This is a genomic window from Paraburkholderia sp. CNPSo 3281 (genome assembly GCF_024206515.1).
GTDB classification, from domain to species: domain Bacteria; phylum Pseudomonadota; class Gammaproteobacteria; order Burkholderiales; family Burkholderiaceae; genus Paraburkholderia; species Paraburkholderia nodosa.
In genome coordinates, this window is record NZ_JAMBPS010000001.1 from 221,972 (window position 1) to 240,803 (window position 18,832).

The following is an 18,832-nucleotide window of genomic DNA, read 5'->3' on the forward strand; positions in this document are numbered from 1 at the left end:
ACGGATGACCGGTCGCTCGACGCGCTTGTAATCTGCCGTCCCACGCCATGGGTTGCGGCAATCCACAAGTAGTCCTGCGCAAACCAGTCATCCTGCGCGCGGCCTGACCGGGTGCCTTGTGTTTGGCGAGTACCGCTCCAGCCGGATCGAACCCAATACGCCGGCGTGAAGCGGGGTTGCGAGCCTGATGGAGTCGGCGCACGCGCACAAGGCGTGCAGCCTGCACGGGGGCTTGGGAGACGACAGCGCATCACGCTGCCGCCTCGCGGGGAGAACAAGATGAAAGAGACTAACATTCATCAGTACTGCTATTGGATAAGACGGGGAGCAGGCATGTGCGCGGTGGGCGCGGGCGTTTGGTTTCCCGCGATCTCTGCGCACGCCGCAGGCGATGTCATTAATCCGGTGATCCTGCTCGCCGATGCACCTTTGCCGGCGAGCGGAGCCGAAGGCTTCGGGGCTTTTAGCGCGCCGGTTGCTGCGAATTCGCCTACCGCCGGCGTCCCGTCGAAAACTGATTCGGAGTCCGATTCGGCTACGCTGGCGAGCGACGTTTCTACGGTGTTCGCACCGAACGATTGCATTAGCCGTACGGGTAGCGCGTGTTTCCGGGGCAACGGCGGCGGCCATGGCGGCTCGGGTTCATCGAGCGGCAGCAACGGCAGCAGCAGCGGCGGTACCGGCGCCGCGACGGCCAGCACGGGAGGGCTTGGCCGCAGCGGCAGTTCTGGCGTAGGAGGGACGGGACCGAGCGGTTCGGGAGGCGGTTCCAGCAACTCCGGCGGCGGGAAAGGCGGCAGTGGGAAAGGCAGCGGCGGTGGCAACAACGGCGGCAGCAACAGCGGCGGCGGCAACAGCAGCGGCAACAACGGCGGCGGCAACAACGGCGGCGGCAGTTCAGGCGGCTGTGGCTGCGGCAGTCACGGCGGATCGGCAAGCGGCCCTTCGGGCGGCCCCGCAGGCGGATTCGGCGGCGGCTTTGGCGGGGGTTTTGGCGGATTCGGTGGTGGATTCGGCAAAGGTGGACCGTCGGGCGGCCCGGGCGGCGGGTACGGCGGCGGACACGGTGGCGGCCATGGCAGCGGTCATTGAACCTGTACGGCGGTGCAGGCAGACCGCTGCAGCCACTCCGATCTGGCGCGACGGCCAGGCGCGCCAGTCCTGGCGTCGGCGGCGGCGTCCCGGTCCCCCGGCCGGGCACCGCCGCCGTGGGCCGGTCGCCGGATACGCGATGCGCGTGGCGCTCCCAGGCGGCCACACCGCCTGTCTGCTCGCAATACGCCGACGCAGACCATGACCGCGTGCGTCGGGCGCGTACCCCACTCGCGCCCTACAGCATCTCCAGCGGACGCTTGGCACGCGGCGGCCTGAAATACGCGTCGAGCGCCGCGTGCTCTTCAGCGCCGAGCACGAGATCGAGCGCCGCGCGGTTGTCGCGCACGTGCTCCACGCGAGCGGCCTTCGGAATCGCGCAGACCCCGCTTTGACCCAGCACCCACGCCATCGCCACGCGATAGACAGAGACCCCGTGTGCGTGAGCGATGTCGTCGAGCGGCGAGCGCCTCGGCAAGCGCGCGTGATCGACGGGGCTATACGCCATCAGCGGCATGCGACGCGCGGCGCTCCATGGCAGCAGGTCGAATTCCGCGCCGCGCCGCGCGATGTTGTAGAGAATCTGGTTGATCGCGCACCCGTCGCCGCCGGGCGTGGCGACCAGTTCCTCCATATCGTCGGCATCGAAGTTGCTCACGCCCCAGTGACGGATCTTGCCCGCGCGCACGAGCGCGTCGAACCCCTCGACTGTCTCTTCGAGCGGCACCCCGCCGCGCCAATGCAGCAGATAGAGATCGAGCCGGTCGGTGCCGAGGCGTTTCAGGCTCGCCTCGCACGCGCGCGCGACGCCGCTGCGGCTCGCGTTGTGCGGATACACCTTGCTCACGAGAAACACCTCGTCGCGCAAGCCCTGCAAGGCCTCGCCGACGAGGCGCTCGGTCGCGCCGTCGCCGTACATCTCGGCGGTGTCGATGAGCGTCATGCCGAGCGCCACGCCTTCGCGCAGCGCGGCAATTTCCGCCGCGCGATGCGCGCTGCGCTCGCCCATTTCCCATGTGCCCTGCCCGAGCTTCGGAATGCGTTCGCCGTCCGGCAATGCGACGCTTGCGATATCGGTCGTCATGATCTCCCTTTGCGCGCTGCAACGGCGCCGACTGGCAAAGAACGGCCAGTGTATCGCCTCGCGCGCAATGCGGTCATACGCACTCTCGCAAGCCGTTCATTTCCGCGATTGGACACCGATGACATAAAATTGCCGTTCGCCTTTCATGCCTGCCTCCCATGAACGCACCCACGGAAGACCGCTGGCGCGACCTGCGCCCGGACCCGGACAACGACACGCCGCTCTATTTGCAGCTCGCGCGCAAGCTGAGCCTTGCCATTCACGACAATCGCTGGAACGCGGGCGAAGCCCTGCCTTCGGAGCGCGTCCTCGCGGAGTCGCTCGGCGTTTCGCGCATCACGGCGCGCAAGGCGATCGCGCTGCTCGTCGAGCAGGGCCTGATTCGCCGCACGCAAGGCGCGGGTAGCTTCATCACGCCGCGCATCGAAGACCCGCTCTCGCGCCTCACGAGCTTCAGCGAGATGCTGCGCCAGCGCGGCTTCACGCCAAGCTCGCGCTGGCTCTCGCGCGAAATCCAGCCCGCGAGCCGCGACGAAGTGATCCAGCTCGGACTCTCGCCGGCGGCGGCCGTCACGCGCCTGAAGCGCCTGCGTCTGGCCGACGGCATCGTCATGGCCGTCGAGAACTCCACGTTCCCCGCCGCGCTGATTCCCGACCCCAGCGCGATCGGTGACTCGCTCTATAGCTTTCTCGAACAGCGCGGGCTTTCGATCGTGCGCGCACTGCAACACTTTCGTGCGGTGAACGCGAGCGACGAAATCGCGCGGCAAATGAGCATCGCGCCCAACGAGGCGCTGCTGCTCATCACGCGTGTGGGCTATACCGCCGATCAGCGCGCCATCGAACTCACCGATACCTACTGTCGCAACGATTATTACGATTTCGTCGCGGAACTGCGCAAGTAGCTCGCGAAAGCGCGGCGGGGCCTAGTCGTTCCATGCCGGCGCATCGCTGCCGATCGGCATCGGCGGCCGCGCATGAAACGCAGGCGTGAGTTCGAGCCGCTCGGCGGGCGCGACGGCGCGCAGGCGTCCGAACGGCGAAGCCATTTCCTCCAGACAATCGGTGAGATCGGCGGCGCCCACCTCGGGCGCCTGCTGGCCGTCTTCGAGCGTGCCCATCGTTTGCAGCCAGCGGCCCGTTTGCGCGAGCGAAAGGCGCACGTGCCAGCTGCCGCCTTCGCGCATGCGCCGCGCGAGCGCCACCATCGCGCCGAACGCGGCGAGATAGCCCGTCGCGTGATCGAGCGCCTGGCACGGCAGCGGGCGGGCCGCGGTGAACGGCTGCGCGCCTGCTGAGCCGTTGCCATGTCTTGCTGCGGCGACGCTCTCGGCCCACACGATGCCGCTCGCCGACTGCACGAGGCTGTCGAAGCCGCGCCGCTCGCGCCACGGCCCACGGTGCCCATACGCGCTGATCGACACGCACACGATGCCGGGCCGCACCTGTGCGAGCGCTTCGGGCGCGAACCCGCGTGCGGCGAGCGCGCCCGGCCGGTAGCCTTGTACGAACACGTCGGTATCGCGCGCGAGTGCACGCAACTGCTCGCACGCGGCTGCGTCACGCAGGTCGAGCGTGGCCGAGCGCTTGCTGCGGCCGTTGTCGATCACGAGCGGCGCGATGTTCGGCAGATGCGGGCCGTTGATGAGCAGCACGTCCGCGCCATGCTGTCCGAGCGTGCGCCCCGCCACCGGCCCCGCAATGATGCGCGTGAGGTCGAGCACGCGCACGCCTTCCAATGGACGCGCCCCGGCGCCCGCTCGCGGCGCCTCGGCGGGCGCGTCGCCGATGCGCTCGATCTCGAAGAGCGGCAGGCTCGCCACCGCCTTCGCCTGCTCGTGCGCGGCCCATTCGCGCGGCGCGCGCACGAGCGCGGCGCACAGGCCCGCTTGCGCGAGCGCGTCGTCGAGCGCCGCGCCTTGCCAGCCAAGGATCGCGCGCGCCACGGCGTCGCGGTCGTCCGCGCATTGGAGCACGCGCAGAATGCCCGCGAGGTGATGCGGGAAGTTCGCGTGGAGCTGGACCCAGCGGCCATCGCCGGTCGGGAAGTGACCCGTCACCGGATGACGCAGCTCCGTGGGCGGCTTGCCGTCCACGCTCAAATAGCGCTCGCTGCGAAACGCGGCGAGCGCGCGGCGCACGTCGATCGCCATGCGCTGCATCCGGCCCGTGCGCAGCGCGTGCAGTTGCGCGGCGGCGAGCCCCGCCGCGCCAATGCTCGCCGCCGCGAGGGTGCCCACGCGAAAGATCGAGGGCAGGCCCGGATCGACGCCTGCCATGTCGAGCCAGTCGAGCGCGGACGGCTCGCAGCCCGCCAGCATCCAGAGGTGGTCAAGCGCGTCGCGTGGCGTCATGGCGTGCAGTCCTTTTGCGAGGGAAGCGAAAAAAAACGAGCCGAAGTCATGTCACGCATCGTCGCGCCGCTCGAATCCCGGATCAATCTTGATTATCATGATCAACATAGATTGATTTCTCCGGTTCCAGGAGGCGAGCCACCATGTCCGGCTATATGACCGCGGATCAAGCCGCCGCCGAACTCGGCATCAGCCGCGCCACGCTCTACGCCTATGTGAGCCGCGGACTCATCGCCTCGGCGCCCTCGCCCCATGGCCGCCACAACCGCTACGACGCCGCCGAAGTGCGCCGCCTCGCGCGCCGCAAGGCCGACGGCAAGCGCGCGGGCAAGGTCGCGCAGAAGGTGCTCGACTGGGGCGTGCCCGTGCTCGAATCGTCGATCACGCTGATCGCCGACGGCAAGCTCTTTTATCGCGGCGAGGACGCCATCGCGCTTGCGCGTCAGGCCTCGCTCGAAGAGGTCGCGGCGCTGCTCTGGCAATGCGCGCCGCGCCGCGTGCTGCAGGCGCCCGAGGCGCCCATCGCGGCCGCGCAGTGGTCGGCATGGCTGAAGATCTGGAGCGGGCACACGCCGCTCGAACGCGCGCTCGTGCTGTTGCCCGCCGCCGCCGCGCAAATGCCGCGCATCTGGGCGCAGGGCCGCGACGCGCAAATCGACACCGGTGCGATGCTCATGCGCCTGCTCGCGGCGGCGCTCGTTTCCACCGCGCCGTCGAACGAGCCGCTGCACCGCCAGCTAGGCGAGGCGTGGAGCGTGCGCTCTCGCGCGCAAACCGACCTGCTGCGCGCCGCGCTCGTGCTGTGCGCGGACCACGAGCTGAACGCCTCGACGTTCACGGTGCGCTGCATCACCTCCACCGGCACACATCTGTTCGGCGCGGCGACGGGCGGCCTCGCTGCGCTGGCCGGGCCGCGCCACGGCGGCGAGACCACGCGCGTGGCTGCGCTCTTCGAGGAAGCCGCGCGCGCCGACGACCTGCATCGCTATCTTGCCGACCGTCTCGCGCCCGACGAACTCGGCGCGGCCGTGCCGCTCTCCGGCTTCGGCCACCCGCTCTATCCCGATGGCGACCCACGCGCGCGCCTGTTGCTGGACCTGCTCGCACAACGCGCGCCGGCGCGCTCGCCGATGGACGAAGTCGACGCGCTCGCCCACGCCGTGGCCGAGACGAGCGGCGCGCGGCCGACGCTCGACTACGCGCTCGCGGCCATCGAGCGCGTGCTGGGGCTGCCGCGCGGCGCGGCGTTCACGCTATTCGCCGCGGGCCGCGTGACGGGCTGGATCGCGCATGCGCTCGAACAAACCGCCGACGGCCGGCTGATCCGTCCGCGCGCACGCTACGTGGGGGAAATGGCAGGCGATACGCCGCATGCCGCCCGGCACATCGCGTAGCACAAGCAACGAGGTCAACCCGGCTCAACCCGCCGCCCGGACACCCCATTGCCCGCGCTGCATCCAGTCGCGCAACGCCTCGCCGATACGCGCCGCAACACCGCTCGCACCCGCCGCGCGCACGCGTTCCACGTCGACCGGCGCCACCGTCCACGCTGGCGCATCGGCGCTTGCGCCGCCCAGCGCCAGCACGAAACGAGCACCTTCGCGGCCTGCGCTCACGTGCACGCGCACGCCCGCTGCGAGCCCGATCGACTCGCCGGCGCGCAGCCAGTAGTCGCCGGCGTCACCCGCGATCGTGAGCCACAGTTCGCCTTCGCTCACATGCAATTGCATTGCCTGCGCGAGCCGCCAGGTTTCGACGGGCTCGCCATGTTCCAGTTCGAAGATTCGGATTTCGCGCATTGCCGTGCTCCTTGCAGACTGGCCGCCGATCACCCTCGGACGGCCACCGGAAGGCTGACTGATAAGGACTTGAAGCGCCTTCCCGGTAGGAGCATTATTGCGATCTGTGACGCACGATCCCATGTACAGTTCCGAACAGTTCATCTGGAACTGTGCAGCCAAAAAACCGAACAGTCTCTGCCGCTTCGAACCGCAGCCTGAAGCGGCATACCCAGCGAGACCCCGATGAAACTCGAACTCGACCGCGCGAGCGACGTGCCGCTGACCGACCAGATCGTCACTGGCGTGCAAACGTGGATCCGCTCGCGCGCGGCGCACCCAGGCTCCCGACTGCCATCCATCCGCCAGTTCGCCGCCGACTACGCCATCAGCCGCTTTCCCGTAATTGAAGCCTATGACCGGCTCGTCTCGCTCGGCTATCTCGACTCACGCCACGGCTCGGGCTTTTACGTGAGCGAGCACGCGCGCTCGGGACTCTCCGGCATGGGCACCTGTGACCTCTCGAACGCCGCCGACGAGTCGGGCCACCTGCTCAGCCAACTGGAGCGCGCGGGCGAACTGCTGCAGCTCGACAGCGGCTCGATCCCGCAGGCATGGCGCGACATCGACGCGCTCGGCCAGGCGATCCGCCATGTATCGCGCAGCGACCCCGCGAGCCTCGTCGACTACGGCACGCCAACCGGCGACGCCACGCTGCGCGAACATCTGCGCAACCGGCTCGCGCCGCTCGGCATCGTCGCCGAGACGCAGCAGATCCTCATTACCGAAGGCGCGAGCGAAGGCCTCGACCTGCTCATGCGCTACATGCTCAAGCCCGGCGACACGGTATTCGTCGAAGACCCCGGCTACTACAACCTGTACGGTCTGCTCAAACTGCACGGCGTGCGCCTCGTGGGCATCCGCCGCACGGCGAGCGGGCCCGATCTCGACCATTTGCACGCGATGCTCGCCGAGCACCATCCGCGCGCGTTCTTCGTCAACACGGTGTTCCACAACCCGACCGGCTCGACGATCTCGCCGCCGGTCGCGTTCCGCTTGCTGCAACTCGCGCGCGAGCACCGCTTCACGATCGTCGAGGACGACATCTACGCCGACTTCCAGGCCGATCCCACCGACCGCCTCGCGGCGCTCGACCAGTTCGAGCACGTCGTGTACGTGGGCGGCCTCTCGAAGACGCTCTCCTCGGCACTGCGCGTGGGCTACGTGGTGGCCAACCCGGCGATCGTGCGCGATCTCGCGGCCATCAAGGCGCTCACCACCATCAGCGGCTCGCGCTTCACGCAGGCCGTGGCCGCCACGCTGCTCGAGCGCGGCGCGTACCGCAAATATCTCGAACGGCTGCGCCGGCGCATCGCCGAGGCGCAAGGGTCGGCCACGCGCACGCTCGAAGCGCATGGGTGGGAGCTGTTCGGCGGCGCTGCGTCGTCGTCATCGACCACGGCGGCGCGCGGCTATGCGCAAACGGGCGGCAAGTTCGTCTGGGCGCGCGTACCGCACGTGGAGGATTCCACCCGCCTCGCAGCCTGCGGCGAGCCGCTCGGCGTGGCGGTCTCGCCGGGCAGCCACTTCCGCCCGCAAGGCGAGCCGAGCCCGTGGATCCGCATCAACGTGGCGCTCACGCTCGACCCGCGCGCCCAGGCCTTCTTCGCGGCCGCGGCGCGTCTCGGCGGATAACCGCGCAGGCGCCGCACGCCCCGGCGCTCACACCGCCTACGCCACATTTGCGGCGGCGGGCCCGGCCGTCTGCGTGCGCACGCCGTTTTCCCTACAATGGCGCTTGCCTGCGCGCCCCTCTCCTCGCCCATGTCCGAATCCACCGCTGCGTCCAGCACCACCCCGTCGCCCCGCTCGCTGTCCGTGATGCTGTGGCTCGTCGCCACCGGCTTCTTCATGCAGACCCTCGATTCGACCATCGTCAACACGGCGTTGCCGGCGATGGCGAGGAGTCTTGGCGAACTCCCGTTGCGCATGCAATCAGTCGTGATCGCGTATTCGCTCACGATGGCGGTGATGATCCCCGTATCCGGCTGGCTCGCGGACAAGCTCGGCACACGGCGCGTGTTCCTCGGCGCGATCTTCGTGTTCACGGTCGGCTCGCTCCTGTGCGCGAACTCGCATACGCTGAACCAGTTGGTGGTCTCGCGCATCGCGCAGGGTGTGGGCGGCGCGATGCTGCTGCCGGTCGGCCGGCTTGCCGTGCTGCGCACGTTTCCCGCCGAACGCTATCTGCCTGCGCTCTCGTTCGTGGCGATTCCGGGGCTGATCGGCCCGCTCATCGGCCCGACGCTCGGCGGCTGGCTCGTGCAGATCGCCTCGTGGCACTGGATCTTTCTCATCAACGTGCCGGTGGGCGTGGTGGGCTGCGTCGCCACCTTCATCTTCATGCCCGACAGCCGCAACCCCGACACGCCGCGCTTCGACCTGCCGGGTTACCTGCTGCTCGTCATCGGCATGCTCGCGATTTCGTTCGCGCTCGACGGGCGCAGCGAGTTCGGCATCCAGCACGCCACGGTGCTCGTGCTCTTCATCCTTTCGCTCGCCGCGTTCGTGGCCTACGGTCTGCACGCGGTGCGCACACCGCAGCCGATCTTTTCGCTCGACCTCTTCAAGATCCACACCTTCAGCGTGGGCCTGCTCGGCAATCTGTTTGCGCGCATCGGCAGCGGCGCGATGCCGTATCTGATTCCGCTGCTGCTTCAGGTGGCGCTCGGCTACACGGCCTTCGAGGCCGGCCTCATGATGCTGCCCACGGCCGCCGCGGGCATGTTCTCCAAGCGCCTCGTGACGTATCTCATCATGCGCTATGGCTACCGCAGCGTGCTGGTCTCGAACACGGTGCTCGTTGGGCTCATGATGGCGAGCTTCGCGCTTTCCACGCCCAATGAGCCGCTGTGGATGCGCATCGCACAACTGGCGATCTTCGGCGCCGTGAACTCGATGCAGTTCACGGCGATGAACACTCTCACGCTCAAGGATCTCGGCACGGGCGGCGCGAGCAGCGGCAACAGCCTCTTTTCGCTCGTGCAAATGCTCTCGATGAGCCTTGGCGTGACCGTCGCGGGCGCGCTGCTCACCACCTTCACGGGCTTCATGGGTCACAAAACGGGCGAGAACGTGATTCCGGCGTTCCACGCGACCTTCATCTGCGTGGGCATCATCACGGCGGGTTCGTCGTGGATCTTCGCGCAGCTCGCGTCGGACCTGCGCCGCACCGCGAAGAAGACCGATCCGTCCGAGCGGACCTGATAGCGGACCTGATAAGCCGGGGCCACAGGCGCTGCAGCGGTCGTTGCGGTTGCATCCTCGCCGCCGGCGCGCGCACCGCAAAGGTGCGGCGCGCCTCGTGGCCGTGCGCCGCCCAGGTTCGCGCCGGGTTTGCGCACCAACCCGCACCCCATCCCGAAATAGCGCGTGCGCCATCGCACGGGCCGACTGCCACGGGACTTGGGACTCGCATACTTTTTGCTGTCCTATCCTGTAAACTTGACGCTCACGCGTCCCGCCCGTCACGTCCGTCCCGCGCGCCCTCGAAACGATAATGACCAGCATGATCGACCTCGATCCCCCCGGCTTCCAGTCTCGCCCCATCGCCGGCGAAGAAGGCGCCCGCCGCACCGTGCTGTACGGCGGCTACACCGTCTTCAGCGTGTTCCAGCCCGTGTTTTCGGTCGCGCACCGGCGCGCGATCGGCTATCACGCGTCGCTGCGCGCGCACGACGAGCAAGGCCAGCAGGCGCCGTCGCAGGAGGTGTTCACGCAGGCGGCGCGCCGCGGCGACCTGCTCGAGCTGGGGCGTCTCGCGGAATCGCTGCATCTGGGTAATTTCAACGCGTTCGATTCGCATGACGAATGGCTGTTTCTGAGCCTGCATCCGGCTGCGCTCATGGACACGAGCTATGGCGACGCGCTGCTCGCCGGCCTCAAGGCGCTCGGCCTGCAGCCGCAGCGCGTGGTGCTGGAAGTGTCGGAGCAGGCGGGCGGCGAGAATTCGCGCTTCGCGGAAATCATCGACGGATTGCGCAAGGCGGGCTTCGTGATCGCGCTGGATGGCTTTGGCGCGAAGCACTCGAACATCGACCGCGTGTGGCAGGTGCGGCCCGACATCGTCACGCTCGACCGCAGCCTGCTCGCCCAGGCGAGCCGCCACGCGCATATCGAGCGCGTGCTGCCAGGGCTCGTCTCGATGCTGCACGAGTCGGGTCAGCTCGTACTCGTGGGCGGACTTTCGACCGAGCGCGACGCGCTGATCGCGCTGGAGAGCAACGCCGACTTCGTGCAGGGCGCATATTTCGCGCGGCCCGACGTCGAGCCGGTGCCGCCGGCCAAGGCCGCGCAGCTCATGGACGATCTTTCGGCGCGCCTGCGCGAACGCGTGGCCGCCCGCGAGCGTTCGCAGTCGGCGCGTCTCGCGCCTTACGTGAGTGCCATCGAAGCGGCGGCGAAGCGGCTTGCCGAGGGCGCGAACATGAGCGACGCCACGCTGCCGCTGCTCGGCCTCGACGACACGGCGCGCTGCTTCCTGCTCGACGCGTCGGGCCGCCAGATCGGCGACAACGTGCTGCCCGACGGCCGCACGTCGCAGCGCGCCAAGCGTTTCCGGCCGCTGCTGCATTCCGAGGGCGCAAGCTGGGAACGGCGGCCTTACTTCATCGGCGCCATGAAGGCGCCGGGCCGCGTGCAGTTCACACCGCCCTATCTGTCGATCAACGAGGCGCATCTGTGCGTCACGGCCTCGGTCGCCGTGCAAACGGAGCACGGCGTGCAGGTGCTGTGCGCCGATATCAACTGGGACGCCGCCCTGCGCGGCTAGCGTCCGTCCAGGCCGACGCCAGGCTCACGCGAGGACGAGCGGCTGCGCGAGCAGCGTGGCGCAGCCGTGTGTGGTGGACGCGCGAGCGCTGACGCTGAGCGTGGACACGCACGCCGCGCCGTCGCTCGAGGCGAGCCGGGCCAGCATCTTGCGCACCGCCTCGCCGCCGAAAGTCCGGTTCGCCACCTGGAGCCGGTTGGCCGGCCCCGCGCTCCCCTCTTCCATCGCCGCCACGCAAACAACCGGCTCGGGCAGCCCGTCGCGGTCGTCGCGCACATGCAGCCAGGCGGCGAGCGCGCCGTCCTGCGCGACGAGCGCCACGCCCGGCTCGCCGTCCAGCGCCAGCGCTTCGGCGCGCAGAACGTGCACGGCGGGCGCTTCTTGCGAGGCCTGGCCGTGAGCCGCTTCGGCCACGCTCGCCGCGACCAGCGCGTTTGCCGTCACCCCGAGCAAATCCATCAATCCCACGCGATCCTGTGCGTGCAGCACGTCGCGCAAACGCTCGACCGTGCGCGCGTGCTGCACTTTGTCGGCTGGCGCCGCCTGCGGCGCGGCCTCGCGGGCGAGCCGAACGCGGGCACGCCGCACGATCTGCCGGCAATGCTCATTCGTGCAGCCGGTAAGCGCGCCGATCTGCGCGTAGTCGCAGTCGAAGGCCTCGCGCAGCACGAACACCGCCTGCTCGAGCGGTCCCAGCCTCTCGAGCAGGAGCCGCAGCGCGTCCGAGAAGCGCCGTGCGCGCAAGCCTGCTTCTTCCGCAGAGGGCGCCGCGTCGTCGAGCCACGCGGCCTCGTGTTCGCCCGCATGCTCACGACGCAAGCGCCGCAGCCGGTCGATCGCGAGGCGCACGGTGACCGTGGCGAGCCACGCCTGCGGTGCACGCAAAGCCGGTGCGTCGGCGTCGCGCCAGCGGAACCACGCGTCCTGCACGACGTCCTCGGCCTCCGCGCGGCTGCCCAGCACGCGTGCGGCCAGCGCAATGAGCCGAGCGCGCGCCTCGCCGAAGGCAGCGGCGCGGCGCGCGTCGGTCCACGCTGCCTCTGGCCCGGCTTCGTCGCTCACTGGGGTCGCAGCCTCATTGCGCCCAGCGCCCTCCAGACTCGTTGCTTCGATTGTGTCGATCGCCTGCGTCATTCGCTTCGCTCCTTCGCCATGCGTGCTCGCTGCCGCCCGTTTCCCTCATGACGTCCGGCACACGGCCGGCGTGACAGCCGCACGCAAAAATATTCTCGTCACGCGCGGGCCGCGCCGGGCGTCATGGCAGCAGCGGCGCAATCGCGCCGCCAACGCCAACCGCCGTCAACGGAAAAAACACGAGGCCAGTCATGCCATCCTTTGCACTGAATCATGCAGCATTGCCGCCGAGCGCGCTCAATCTCGTCCCGACCGTGATCGAAACCTCGGGGCGCGGCGAGCGCGCCTACGACATCTACTCGCGCCTCTTGCGCGAGCGCATCGTGTTCCTCGTCGGGCCGGTGACCGAGCAAAGCGCGAGCCTCGTGGTCGCGCAACTGCTCTTTCTCGAAGCGGAAAACGCGGACAAGGACATCAGCTTCTATATCAACTCGCCGGGAGGGTCGGTCTACGACGGACTCGCCATTTACGACACGATGCAATTCATCAAGCCCGATGTCTCGACACTGTGCACGGGTTTCGCCGCCAGCATGGGGTCGTTTTTGCTCGCCGCGGGCGCGCATGGAAAACGCTTCGCACTACCAAACGCGCGCATCATGATCCATCAGCCTTCGGGTGGCGGCCAGGGCACCGCCGCCGATGTCGAGCTGCAGGCGCGCGAGATCCTGTACCTGCGCGAGCGCCTGAACGCGATGCTCGCCGCGCGTACCGGACGCAGCATCGAGCAGATCGCGCACGACAGCGACCGCGACAACTTCATGTCGGCCCAGGCAGCGGCCGAGTATGGCTTGATCGACCGCGTGCTCGAGTCGCGCGACGACCCGTTACTGCGCTAAGGCGCGGTGTCTGCGGCTCGCGGGCTCACGCGAGCCGCACGGCGAGCCACGCCGCCAGCACGCCCTTGTACTCGGCGACCAGCAGCTTGCGCTCCTTCGGCTTCGCCGCGGCGTATAGTGGGTTGAGGCTCTTGATGACCTGCAGCATGACCTCCGCGACGCGATAGGCCTCATCGGACGCAAGCGCCGGCTGATAACGCAGGAAGAGCGCCGTAAAACGCTGGCGCAGCAGATTGCGCACGGCCGCATCGCGCCTGAAGCCGAGCGGCACGGAAAGCAGGGGCAAATACGCGGGGTAGTCGTGCATCAGATCGACCATCAGGTCGAACAAACGCTCGACCAGCTGCGCGAGCGGCAGCTTGCCTGCATCGTCGTGCGCGGCGATGAGCGCGCTCCAGCGCGCGTCCATTTCGTCGCCGTAGCGCTTGCGCAGTGCGAGGGCGAGTGCCTCCTTGTTCGGAAAGTACTGGTACGCCGCGCCCACCGAAACGCCCGCCTGCTGCGCGATCTGCGTCATCGTCGCCGCTTCGAAGCCGCGCTCGGCGAAGGCTTCGCCGGCGGCTTCGAGCAGCGCGTCGACCGTGCGCGCCGCGCGTTCCTGGCGCGGCACGCGCCGGGCGTTTTCGCGTGCCGCTTCCTTTTGCGCTTCCTTGCGCGCGAGCGGATCTGCCGCCATATCTGAAGCCTCCTTCACATTCGTGTATGATTATGTGAAGCCATCCTCACATATAGGTGAACCATGACGCAAGCACTTTCACTGAACGCGCGTACCACGGCGCTCGTGATGATCGACCTTCAGCACGGCATCGTAGGCCGCCAGGTCGCGCCCCATAGCGGCGCGCAGGTGGTGGCCAACGCCAAACCGCTCGCCGACGCACTGCGCGCCAAGGGCGGCACCGTCGTCTGGGTGCACGTGCTCCTGAATGAACTGCTCGCGCTGCCCGCCGACGCGCCCGGCCGCACGCCCGACACGCCGCCCGCACCGGCCGAGGCCTCCGAACTCGTGCCCGAGATCGGCGCGCAACCCGAGGACGTGATCGTCGCGAAGCGCCAATGGGGCGCGTTCTACGGCACCAACCTCGAGCAGCAGTTGCGCCGCCGCGGCATCGACACCGTCGTCATCGGCGGCATCGCCACCGTCGTCATCGGCGGCATCGCCACGAACTTCGGCGTCGAATCCACCGCGCGCGCGGCGTTCGATCTCGGCTTCAAGCTGGTGTTCGTCGAAGACGCCACGTCCGGTCTGAACGAAGAGATGCATCACTTCTCGTTCGAGAAACTGTTCCGCCACATGGGCCACGTGCGCTCGACGCAGGAAACCATCGCCGCGTTTGTGTAAAGCACTTCGCGCAAAACAAAAAAGCCCTCGATTCGCATCGAGGGCTTTTTGCATGTGCCGCAGCCAGTGCGGCTTACAGAACAGGGCTTCGTATTACGCGAAGTTCTGTGCTGCGAAGTTCCAGTTCACGATGTTCCAGAACGCTTCGACGAACTTCGGACGCGCGTTGCGATAGTCGATGTAGTAAGCGTGTTCCCACACGTCGATCGTGAGGAGCGCACGGGCGTCGGTCGTGAGCGGCGTGGCGGCGTTGCTGGTCGACACGATGTCGAGCGAGCCGTCAGCCTTCTTCACGAGCCACGTCCAGCCCGAACCGAAGTTGCCCACGGCAGCCTTCGTGAAGGCTTCCTTGAACGCGTCGTAGGAGCCCCACTTCGCGTTGATCGCGTCGCCGAGCGCGCCCGACGGTGCGCCGCCGCCTTGCGGCGAGAGGCTGTTCCAGAAGAACGTGTGATTCCAGATCTGCGCCGAGTTGTTGAACACGCCACCCGACGACTTCTTGACGATCTCTTCGAGCGAGAGCTTTTCGAACTCGGTGCCCGGAATCAGGTTGTTCAGATTCGTGACGTAAGCCTGGTGGTGCTTGCCGTAGTGGAACTCGAGCGTCTCTTCCGACATGTGCGGAGCGAGGGCGTTCTTCGCGAACGGCAGCGGCGGGAGCGTAAATGACATGATGCGGTTCCTTCGTCGTGTTATGGGGAGTTCTGCGTGATAACCGGCATGGAGCACTCGATTGTAGGCGAGTTGGAATAACCCCGCAAACGAGCGGCCTTTATGCCGGATATCGTTTGCGCGCGGCTATTCCGGATCAATCGCTATGCGGTTTTTCGCCGATGCAACGACACTCGAACAACGCTTTCCATGCCCGCTTCGCACGCAGGCAAGACGGCTGCAATCGCGTTGCAATCTCCGCGCAACCGGCGTGCAAACTTCCTGCAACGAGACTGCAACAATCGTTCGCCGCCACGCTGTTTCGTCGTGGCGGCTAGCGATCGTGCGAATGCGCCGGTTCTTCCTTGTGCAGCAAACATCGGACCTGACAGGCTGACTGCGGGCCTGATTCAGAAACCGTCGGCGAGGCGCGGCTGGACATCGGCGAGCGCGACGTCGGCGCTGCCCTGCGCGAGGTGAACCGTAAGCCGCTTGCCCGGCTTGAGCGTGGCGGGCGAACGCACCGCCGCGCCGCTTTGCGCGTCGAGCAGCGCGGCGTAGCCGCGCTCGAACGTGCGCTGCGGACTCAGCACTTCGAGCCGCGCCGTGAGTTCCGAAACGCGTGCCGCTTCGCGCTCGCGCTGACGCGCGAAGGCACCGTCCAGACGCCGTCCGAGCGACTCCAGCTGGGCGCGCTGCGCGGCGGCGTCGGGCCGCGCGCGCTGCCAGCGCATCTGCATGACGTTCAGGCGCGCACGCGCCTCGGCGCTGGCGCGCGAGCCCGCCGACGCGAGCCGTATCGTCAACTGGCGCAAGTGCGTGCGCTGCTGCGCAAGCCGCTCGACGGGCGAAACGAGCCGGCGCGCCAGCCAGTCGAGCTGCTGCGCGCGCCGCTCGAGCAGACGGCCGAAATCGCGTGCGAGCGCGGCATGGCGCTGGTCGAGGTCGCGCAGCAGCAGCGTGCGCTGCGGACTGACGAGTTCAGCCGCGCCAGTGGGCGTCGGCGCACGCACGTCGGCGGCGAAATCGGCGATCGTGAAATCGGTTTCGTGCCCGACGCCGCTCACCACCGGAATGGCGCTGGCCGCGATCGCGCGCGCAAGCGCCTCGTCGTTGAACGACCACAGGTCCTCGATCGAGCCGCCGCCGCGGCACAGCACGAGCACGTCCGCTTCGTTGCGCGCGTTCGCGGTTGCCAGCATCGCCGTGAGCTTTTCTGCCGAGCCCGCGCCCTGCACCGGCGCGGGGTAGACGATCACCGGCACGTGCGGCGCCCGGCGGCACAGCGTGGTGAGCACGTCGCGCAGCGCGGCGGCCTGCATCGACGTAATCACGCCGATCGCGCGCGGATGCGAGGGCAGCGCGCGTTTGCGCTCGGGGTCGAAGAGCCCTTCGGCCTCGAGTTGCGCCTTCAGTCGCAGGAAGGCTTCGTAGAGCCGGCCCTGGCCGGTGCGCCGCACGGCCTCGACGTTCAGCTGGAGTTCGCCGCGCGGCTCGTACATCGTGACGAGCGCGCGCACTTCGATGCGGTCGCCCTCGCGCGGCGTGAATTCAGCGTACTGGGCGCGCCCGCGGAACATGACGCAGCGAATCTGCGCCTGGGCGTCCTTGATCGAGAAGTACCAGTGGCCACTTGCGGCGCGCGTAAAGTTGGACACTTCGCCGGAAATCCATGCAAGCGGGAACGTGCGCTCGAGCATCGAGGCGATCGCCCGGTTGAGCGCCGAGACCGGCACGACGACGTCGCCCGAAGGCGCGGAGGAAGCGGAAAAACGGTCGGATAGCATGCGAAAGGGTGTGGAGAAACCTTGGCCGGACAGACGATAGACCGTTCGGGGGGCGGTAGTCCAGCACGAATGAGACCCGACTCGCAAGCCCCCGCGAAGTGTCCACATCGGCGCTGTCATGCGGCATGATGACCGCAGCCGGCCCGCAAACGCTGAAAATTAGAACATCCCGTTGATTTTTATACGTTTTTTATCGATATAACATCCTTACAGACCGATGGAGAGGCCGAAGAATGGGCCTTTGCGCCTTCCCGCGGCCTACTTCTCCACAAAGTTATCCACAGGCGTCGATTTTTTGGGCGTTTCGCGCGGCTTGCAGGCAACCGACAGTTGCGTAAGGCCCGGCAACTTGCCGCGTCACGCCTACCCGCGCTAGAGTGCCGGGTTCACGAGCGCCTGTGCCGCACCACGCGAAGCGCCGGTTGCTCGCCTACGCAGGTCATTCGTCTGCCGTCCTGTTTGTCGCTCAGCTCACCTAGAACCGGAGAACCGACCCGATGCCCGCCCTGCCTGTCTGCTTCCCGCATGCCGCGTGCGGCGCTTCGCGCGCAAATTGCCGATGAGCGGCCCCGTCACCAGTTTCAAGGAACGCCTCGAAGCGCAGTTTGCGCACGCCTGGCAACGCCGCGGCGCGCTCGCCTGGGCGCTCACGCCGTTCGCCGCTGTGTTTGCCGCCGTGAGCGGTGCGCGCCGCGGCGCCTTTGCGGCGGGCTGGCTCAAGAGCGTGCGCGTGGGCGTGCCCGTGGTGGTGGTCGGCAACGTGACCGTGGGCGGCACGGGCAAGACGCCCACGGTGATCGCGCTCGTCGAGGCTCTGCGCGCCGCGGGCTTCTCGCCGGGCGTGGTCTCGCGCGGGTACGGCGCGAAAATCGCCCGCCCCACGCCCGTCACGGCGGATACGCCCGCGCGCCTTTGCGGCGACGAACCCTTGCTGATCGCCCGCCGCACGGGCGTGCCCGTCTGGGTCTCGCCCGACCGCGTGGCGGCGGCCACGGCGCTGTGCGGCGCCCACAGCGATGTCGACGTGATCGTGAGCGACGACGGCCTGCAGCACTACCGCCTCGTGCGCGACGTCGAGATCGTGGTGTTCGACCATCGCCTGGGCGGCAATGGCTTTCTGCTGCCGGCGGGCCCGCTGCGCGAGCCGCTCTCGCGGCGCCGCGACGCCACGCTTGTGAACAATCCGTTCGAGCGCACGCTGCCGGCCTGGCCCAATACGTTCGCGCTCAAGCTCGAACCCGGCGACGCCTGGCATCTCGCCAATCCGGCGCTGCGCCGTCCGCTCGCGCAGTTTGCCGCGGGCGCGGCCGCACCGGGGCAAGGCGCGCTCACGCAAGGATCGCAGGCGGCGCTGCGCATCGTGGCGGCGGCCGGCATCGGTTCGCCGGAGCGCTTTTTCGCGACGCTGCGCGCGGCCGGCCTCGCGCCGCAAACCCTGCCGCTGCCCGACCACTACGCCTATGCAACCAACCCGTTCGCCGACGTCACCGCCGACGCGATCCTGGTCACTGAAAAGGATGCAGTAAAATTGGGGGCCTGGAACGACGCGCGCATCTGGGTCGTCCCCGTCGAAGCCGCGCTCGATCATCGCCTCATTACCCTGGTTGTGGAGAAACTCCGTGGACGCTCGTCTGCTTGAAATCCTGGTCTGCCCGATCTGCAAGGGCCCGCTCAGCTATGACCGCGCCGCGCAGGAACTGATCTGCAACGCCGACAAGCTCGCCTACCCGATCCGCGACGGCATTCCGGTCATGCTCGTCGACGAAGCGCGTCAAACCGTGGAAGGCACGCCGGTCGATCCGCACGGGCCGGGCGCCGCGTAAGGCGCACGGGCGGCGCAGCGCGCGCCGCCAGGCGGCCGCGATCGCCCCCGCTTGCGCCGCTCGCCCTGCTCACTTCGTCCTGCCGGCTCGAAGCCGGGTCACGCGCGCCGCCCCCGGCGCGCT

General features: G+C 68.3%; 17 protein-coding genes. 10 read left to right on the forward strand and 7 right to left on the reverse strand.

Annotation, left to right across the window (positions count from 1 at the left end):
- Positions 1 to 279: 279 nt before the first annotated feature.
- Positions 280 to 1,092, forward strand: a complete 813-nt coding sequence (locus tag M3I56_RS01045) for a hypothetical protein (RefSeq protein WP_254352115.1) — start codon at positions 280 to 282, stop codon at positions 1,090 to 1,092.
- 238 nt (positions 1,093 to 1,330) lie between these two features.
- Here M3I56_RS01045 and M3I56_RS01050 read toward each other — a convergent pair whose 3' ends face one another.
- Positions 1,331 to 2,176, reverse strand: a complete 846-nt coding sequence (locus M3I56_RS01050; protein ID WP_254352116.1) for an aldo/keto reductase — start codon at positions 2,174 to 2,176, stop codon at positions 1,331 to 1,333.
- A 158-nt stretch (positions 2,177 to 2,334) separates the two neighbouring features.
- On the opposite strand from M3I56_RS01050, the gene M3I56_RS01055 reads away from it, so the two are divergent.
- On the forward strand, positions 2,335 to 3,081 hold the full coding sequence (locus tag M3I56_RS01055) for a GntR family transcriptional regulator (protein ID WP_028205291.1): 747 nt from the start codon (positions 2,335 to 2,337) through the stop codon (positions 3,079 to 3,081).
- Between the two features lie 21 nt (positions 3,082 to 3,102).
- Here the strand turns inward: M3I56_RS01055 and M3I56_RS01060 are convergent, their stop codons facing one another.
- Positions 3,103 to 4,530 (reverse strand): CoA transferase, encoded by a 1,428-nt coding sequence (locus M3I56_RS01060; protein ID WP_254352117.1) that lies wholly within the window; start codon positions 4,528 to 4,530, stop codon positions 3,103 to 3,105.
- 143 nt (positions 4,531 to 4,673) lie between these two features.
- On the opposite strand from M3I56_RS01060, the gene M3I56_RS01065 reads away from it, so the two are divergent.
- Positions 4,674 to 5,924, forward strand: a complete 1,251-nt coding sequence (locus M3I56_RS01065; protein WP_254352118.1) for a citrate synthase family protein — start codon at positions 4,674 to 4,676, stop codon at positions 5,922 to 5,924.
- Positions 5,925 to 5,948: 24 nt separating this feature from the next.
- Here the strand turns inward: M3I56_RS01065 and M3I56_RS01070 are convergent, their stop codons facing one another.
- A complete protein-coding gene (locus tag M3I56_RS01070; protein WP_254352119.1) occupies positions 5,949 to 6,329 on the reverse strand; it encodes a DUF2917 domain-containing protein in 381 nt (126 codons plus the stop codon).
- A 225-nt stretch (positions 6,330 to 6,554) separates the two neighbouring features.
- Here M3I56_RS01070 and M3I56_RS01075 point away from each other — a divergent pair, with 225 nt between their 5' ends.
- The 3 genes from M3I56_RS01075 to M3I56_RS01085 all read left to right on the forward strand — a co-directional run bounded on the left by M3I56_RS01075 (position 6,555) and on the right by M3I56_RS01085 (position 11,139).
- Positions 6,555 to 8,003 (forward strand): PLP-dependent aminotransferase family protein, encoded by a 1,449-nt coding sequence (locus M3I56_RS01075; RefSeq protein WP_254352120.1) that lies wholly within the window; start codon positions 6,555 to 6,557, stop codon positions 8,001 to 8,003.
- Positions 8,004 to 8,099: 96 nt separating this feature from the next.
- Positions 8,100 to 9,575, forward strand: coding sequence for a multidrug transporter subunit MdtD (gene mdtD, locus M3I56_RS01080; RefSeq protein ID WP_302056627.1), 1,476 nt, complete (start codon positions 8,100 to 8,102; stop codon positions 9,573 to 9,575).
- A gap of 292 nt (positions 9,576 to 9,867) precedes the next feature.
- Positions 9,868 to 11,139 (forward strand): EAL domain-containing protein, encoded by a 1,272-nt coding sequence (locus M3I56_RS01085; protein ID WP_254352122.1) that lies wholly within the window; start codon positions 9,868 to 9,870, stop codon positions 11,137 to 11,139.
- 24 nt (positions 11,140 to 11,163) lie between these two features.
- Here the strand turns inward: M3I56_RS01085 and M3I56_RS01090 are convergent, their stop codons facing one another.
- Positions 11,164 to 12,273, reverse strand: a complete 1,110-nt coding sequence (locus tag M3I56_RS01090; RefSeq protein WP_254352123.1) for a sigma-70 family RNA polymerase sigma factor — start codon at positions 12,271 to 12,273, stop codon at positions 11,164 to 11,166.
- A gap of 191 nt (positions 12,274 to 12,464) precedes the next feature.
- Here M3I56_RS01090 and clpP point away from each other — a divergent pair, with 191 nt between their 5' ends.
- Positions 12,465 to 13,109, forward strand: coding sequence for an ATP-dependent Clp endopeptidase proteolytic subunit ClpP (gene clpP, locus M3I56_RS01095; RefSeq protein ID WP_028205298.1), 645 nt, complete (start codon positions 12,465 to 12,467; stop codon positions 13,107 to 13,109).
- A gap of 25 nt (positions 13,110 to 13,134) precedes the next feature.
- Here the strand turns inward: clpP and M3I56_RS01100 are convergent, their stop codons facing one another.
- On the reverse strand, positions 13,135 to 13,785 hold the full coding sequence (locus tag M3I56_RS01100; RefSeq protein WP_254352124.1) for a TetR/AcrR family transcriptional regulator: 651 nt from the start codon (positions 13,783 to 13,785) through the stop codon (positions 13,135 to 13,137).
- A 63-nt stretch (positions 13,786 to 13,848) separates the two neighbouring features.
- On the opposite strand from M3I56_RS01100, the gene M3I56_RS01105 reads away from it, so the two are divergent.
- Positions 13,849 to 14,448 carry an isochorismatase family protein gene (locus M3I56_RS01105; protein ID WP_254352125.1) on the forward strand — a complete coding sequence of 200 codons (600 nt, stop codon included), beginning with the start codon at positions 13,849 to 13,851 and terminating at the stop codon, positions 14,446 to 14,448.
- Positions 14,449 to 14,541: 93 nt separating this feature from the next.
- On the opposite strand, the gene sodB is transcribed toward M3I56_RS01105, so the two are convergent.
- Both sodB and xseA read right to left on the reverse strand, forming a co-directional pair.
- On the reverse strand, positions 14,542 to 15,120 hold the full coding sequence (sodB, locus tag M3I56_RS01110; protein WP_028205300.1) for a superoxide dismutase [Fe]: 579 nt from the start codon (positions 15,118 to 15,120) through the stop codon (positions 14,542 to 14,544).
- A 389-nt stretch (positions 15,121 to 15,509) separates the two neighbouring features.
- Positions 15,510 to 16,886: an exodeoxyribonuclease VII large subunit gene (gene xseA, locus M3I56_RS01115; protein WP_254352126.1), complete on the reverse strand. Its 1,377-nt coding sequence runs from the start codon at positions 16,884 to 16,886 to the stop codon at positions 15,510 to 15,512.
- A gap of 559 nt (positions 16,887 to 17,445) precedes the next feature.
- On the opposite strand from xseA, the gene lpxK reads away from it, so the two are divergent.
- Both lpxK and M3I56_RS01125 read left to right on the forward strand, forming a co-directional pair.
- Complete coding sequence (gene lpxK, locus M3I56_RS01120; RefSeq protein WP_254352127.1) at positions 17,446 to 18,525, forward strand: tetraacyldisaccharide 4'-kinase; 1,080 nt, start codon at positions 17,446 to 17,448, stop codon at positions 18,523 to 18,525.
- Positions 18,506 to 18,709 (forward strand): Trm112 family protein, encoded by a 204-nt coding sequence (locus M3I56_RS01125; protein WP_028205303.1) that lies wholly within the window; start codon positions 18,506 to 18,508, stop codon positions 18,707 to 18,709. The genes lpxK and M3I56_RS01125 overlap by 20 nt, the downstream gene beginning before the upstream one ends.
- Positions 18,710 to 18,832: the final 123 nt, after the last annotated feature.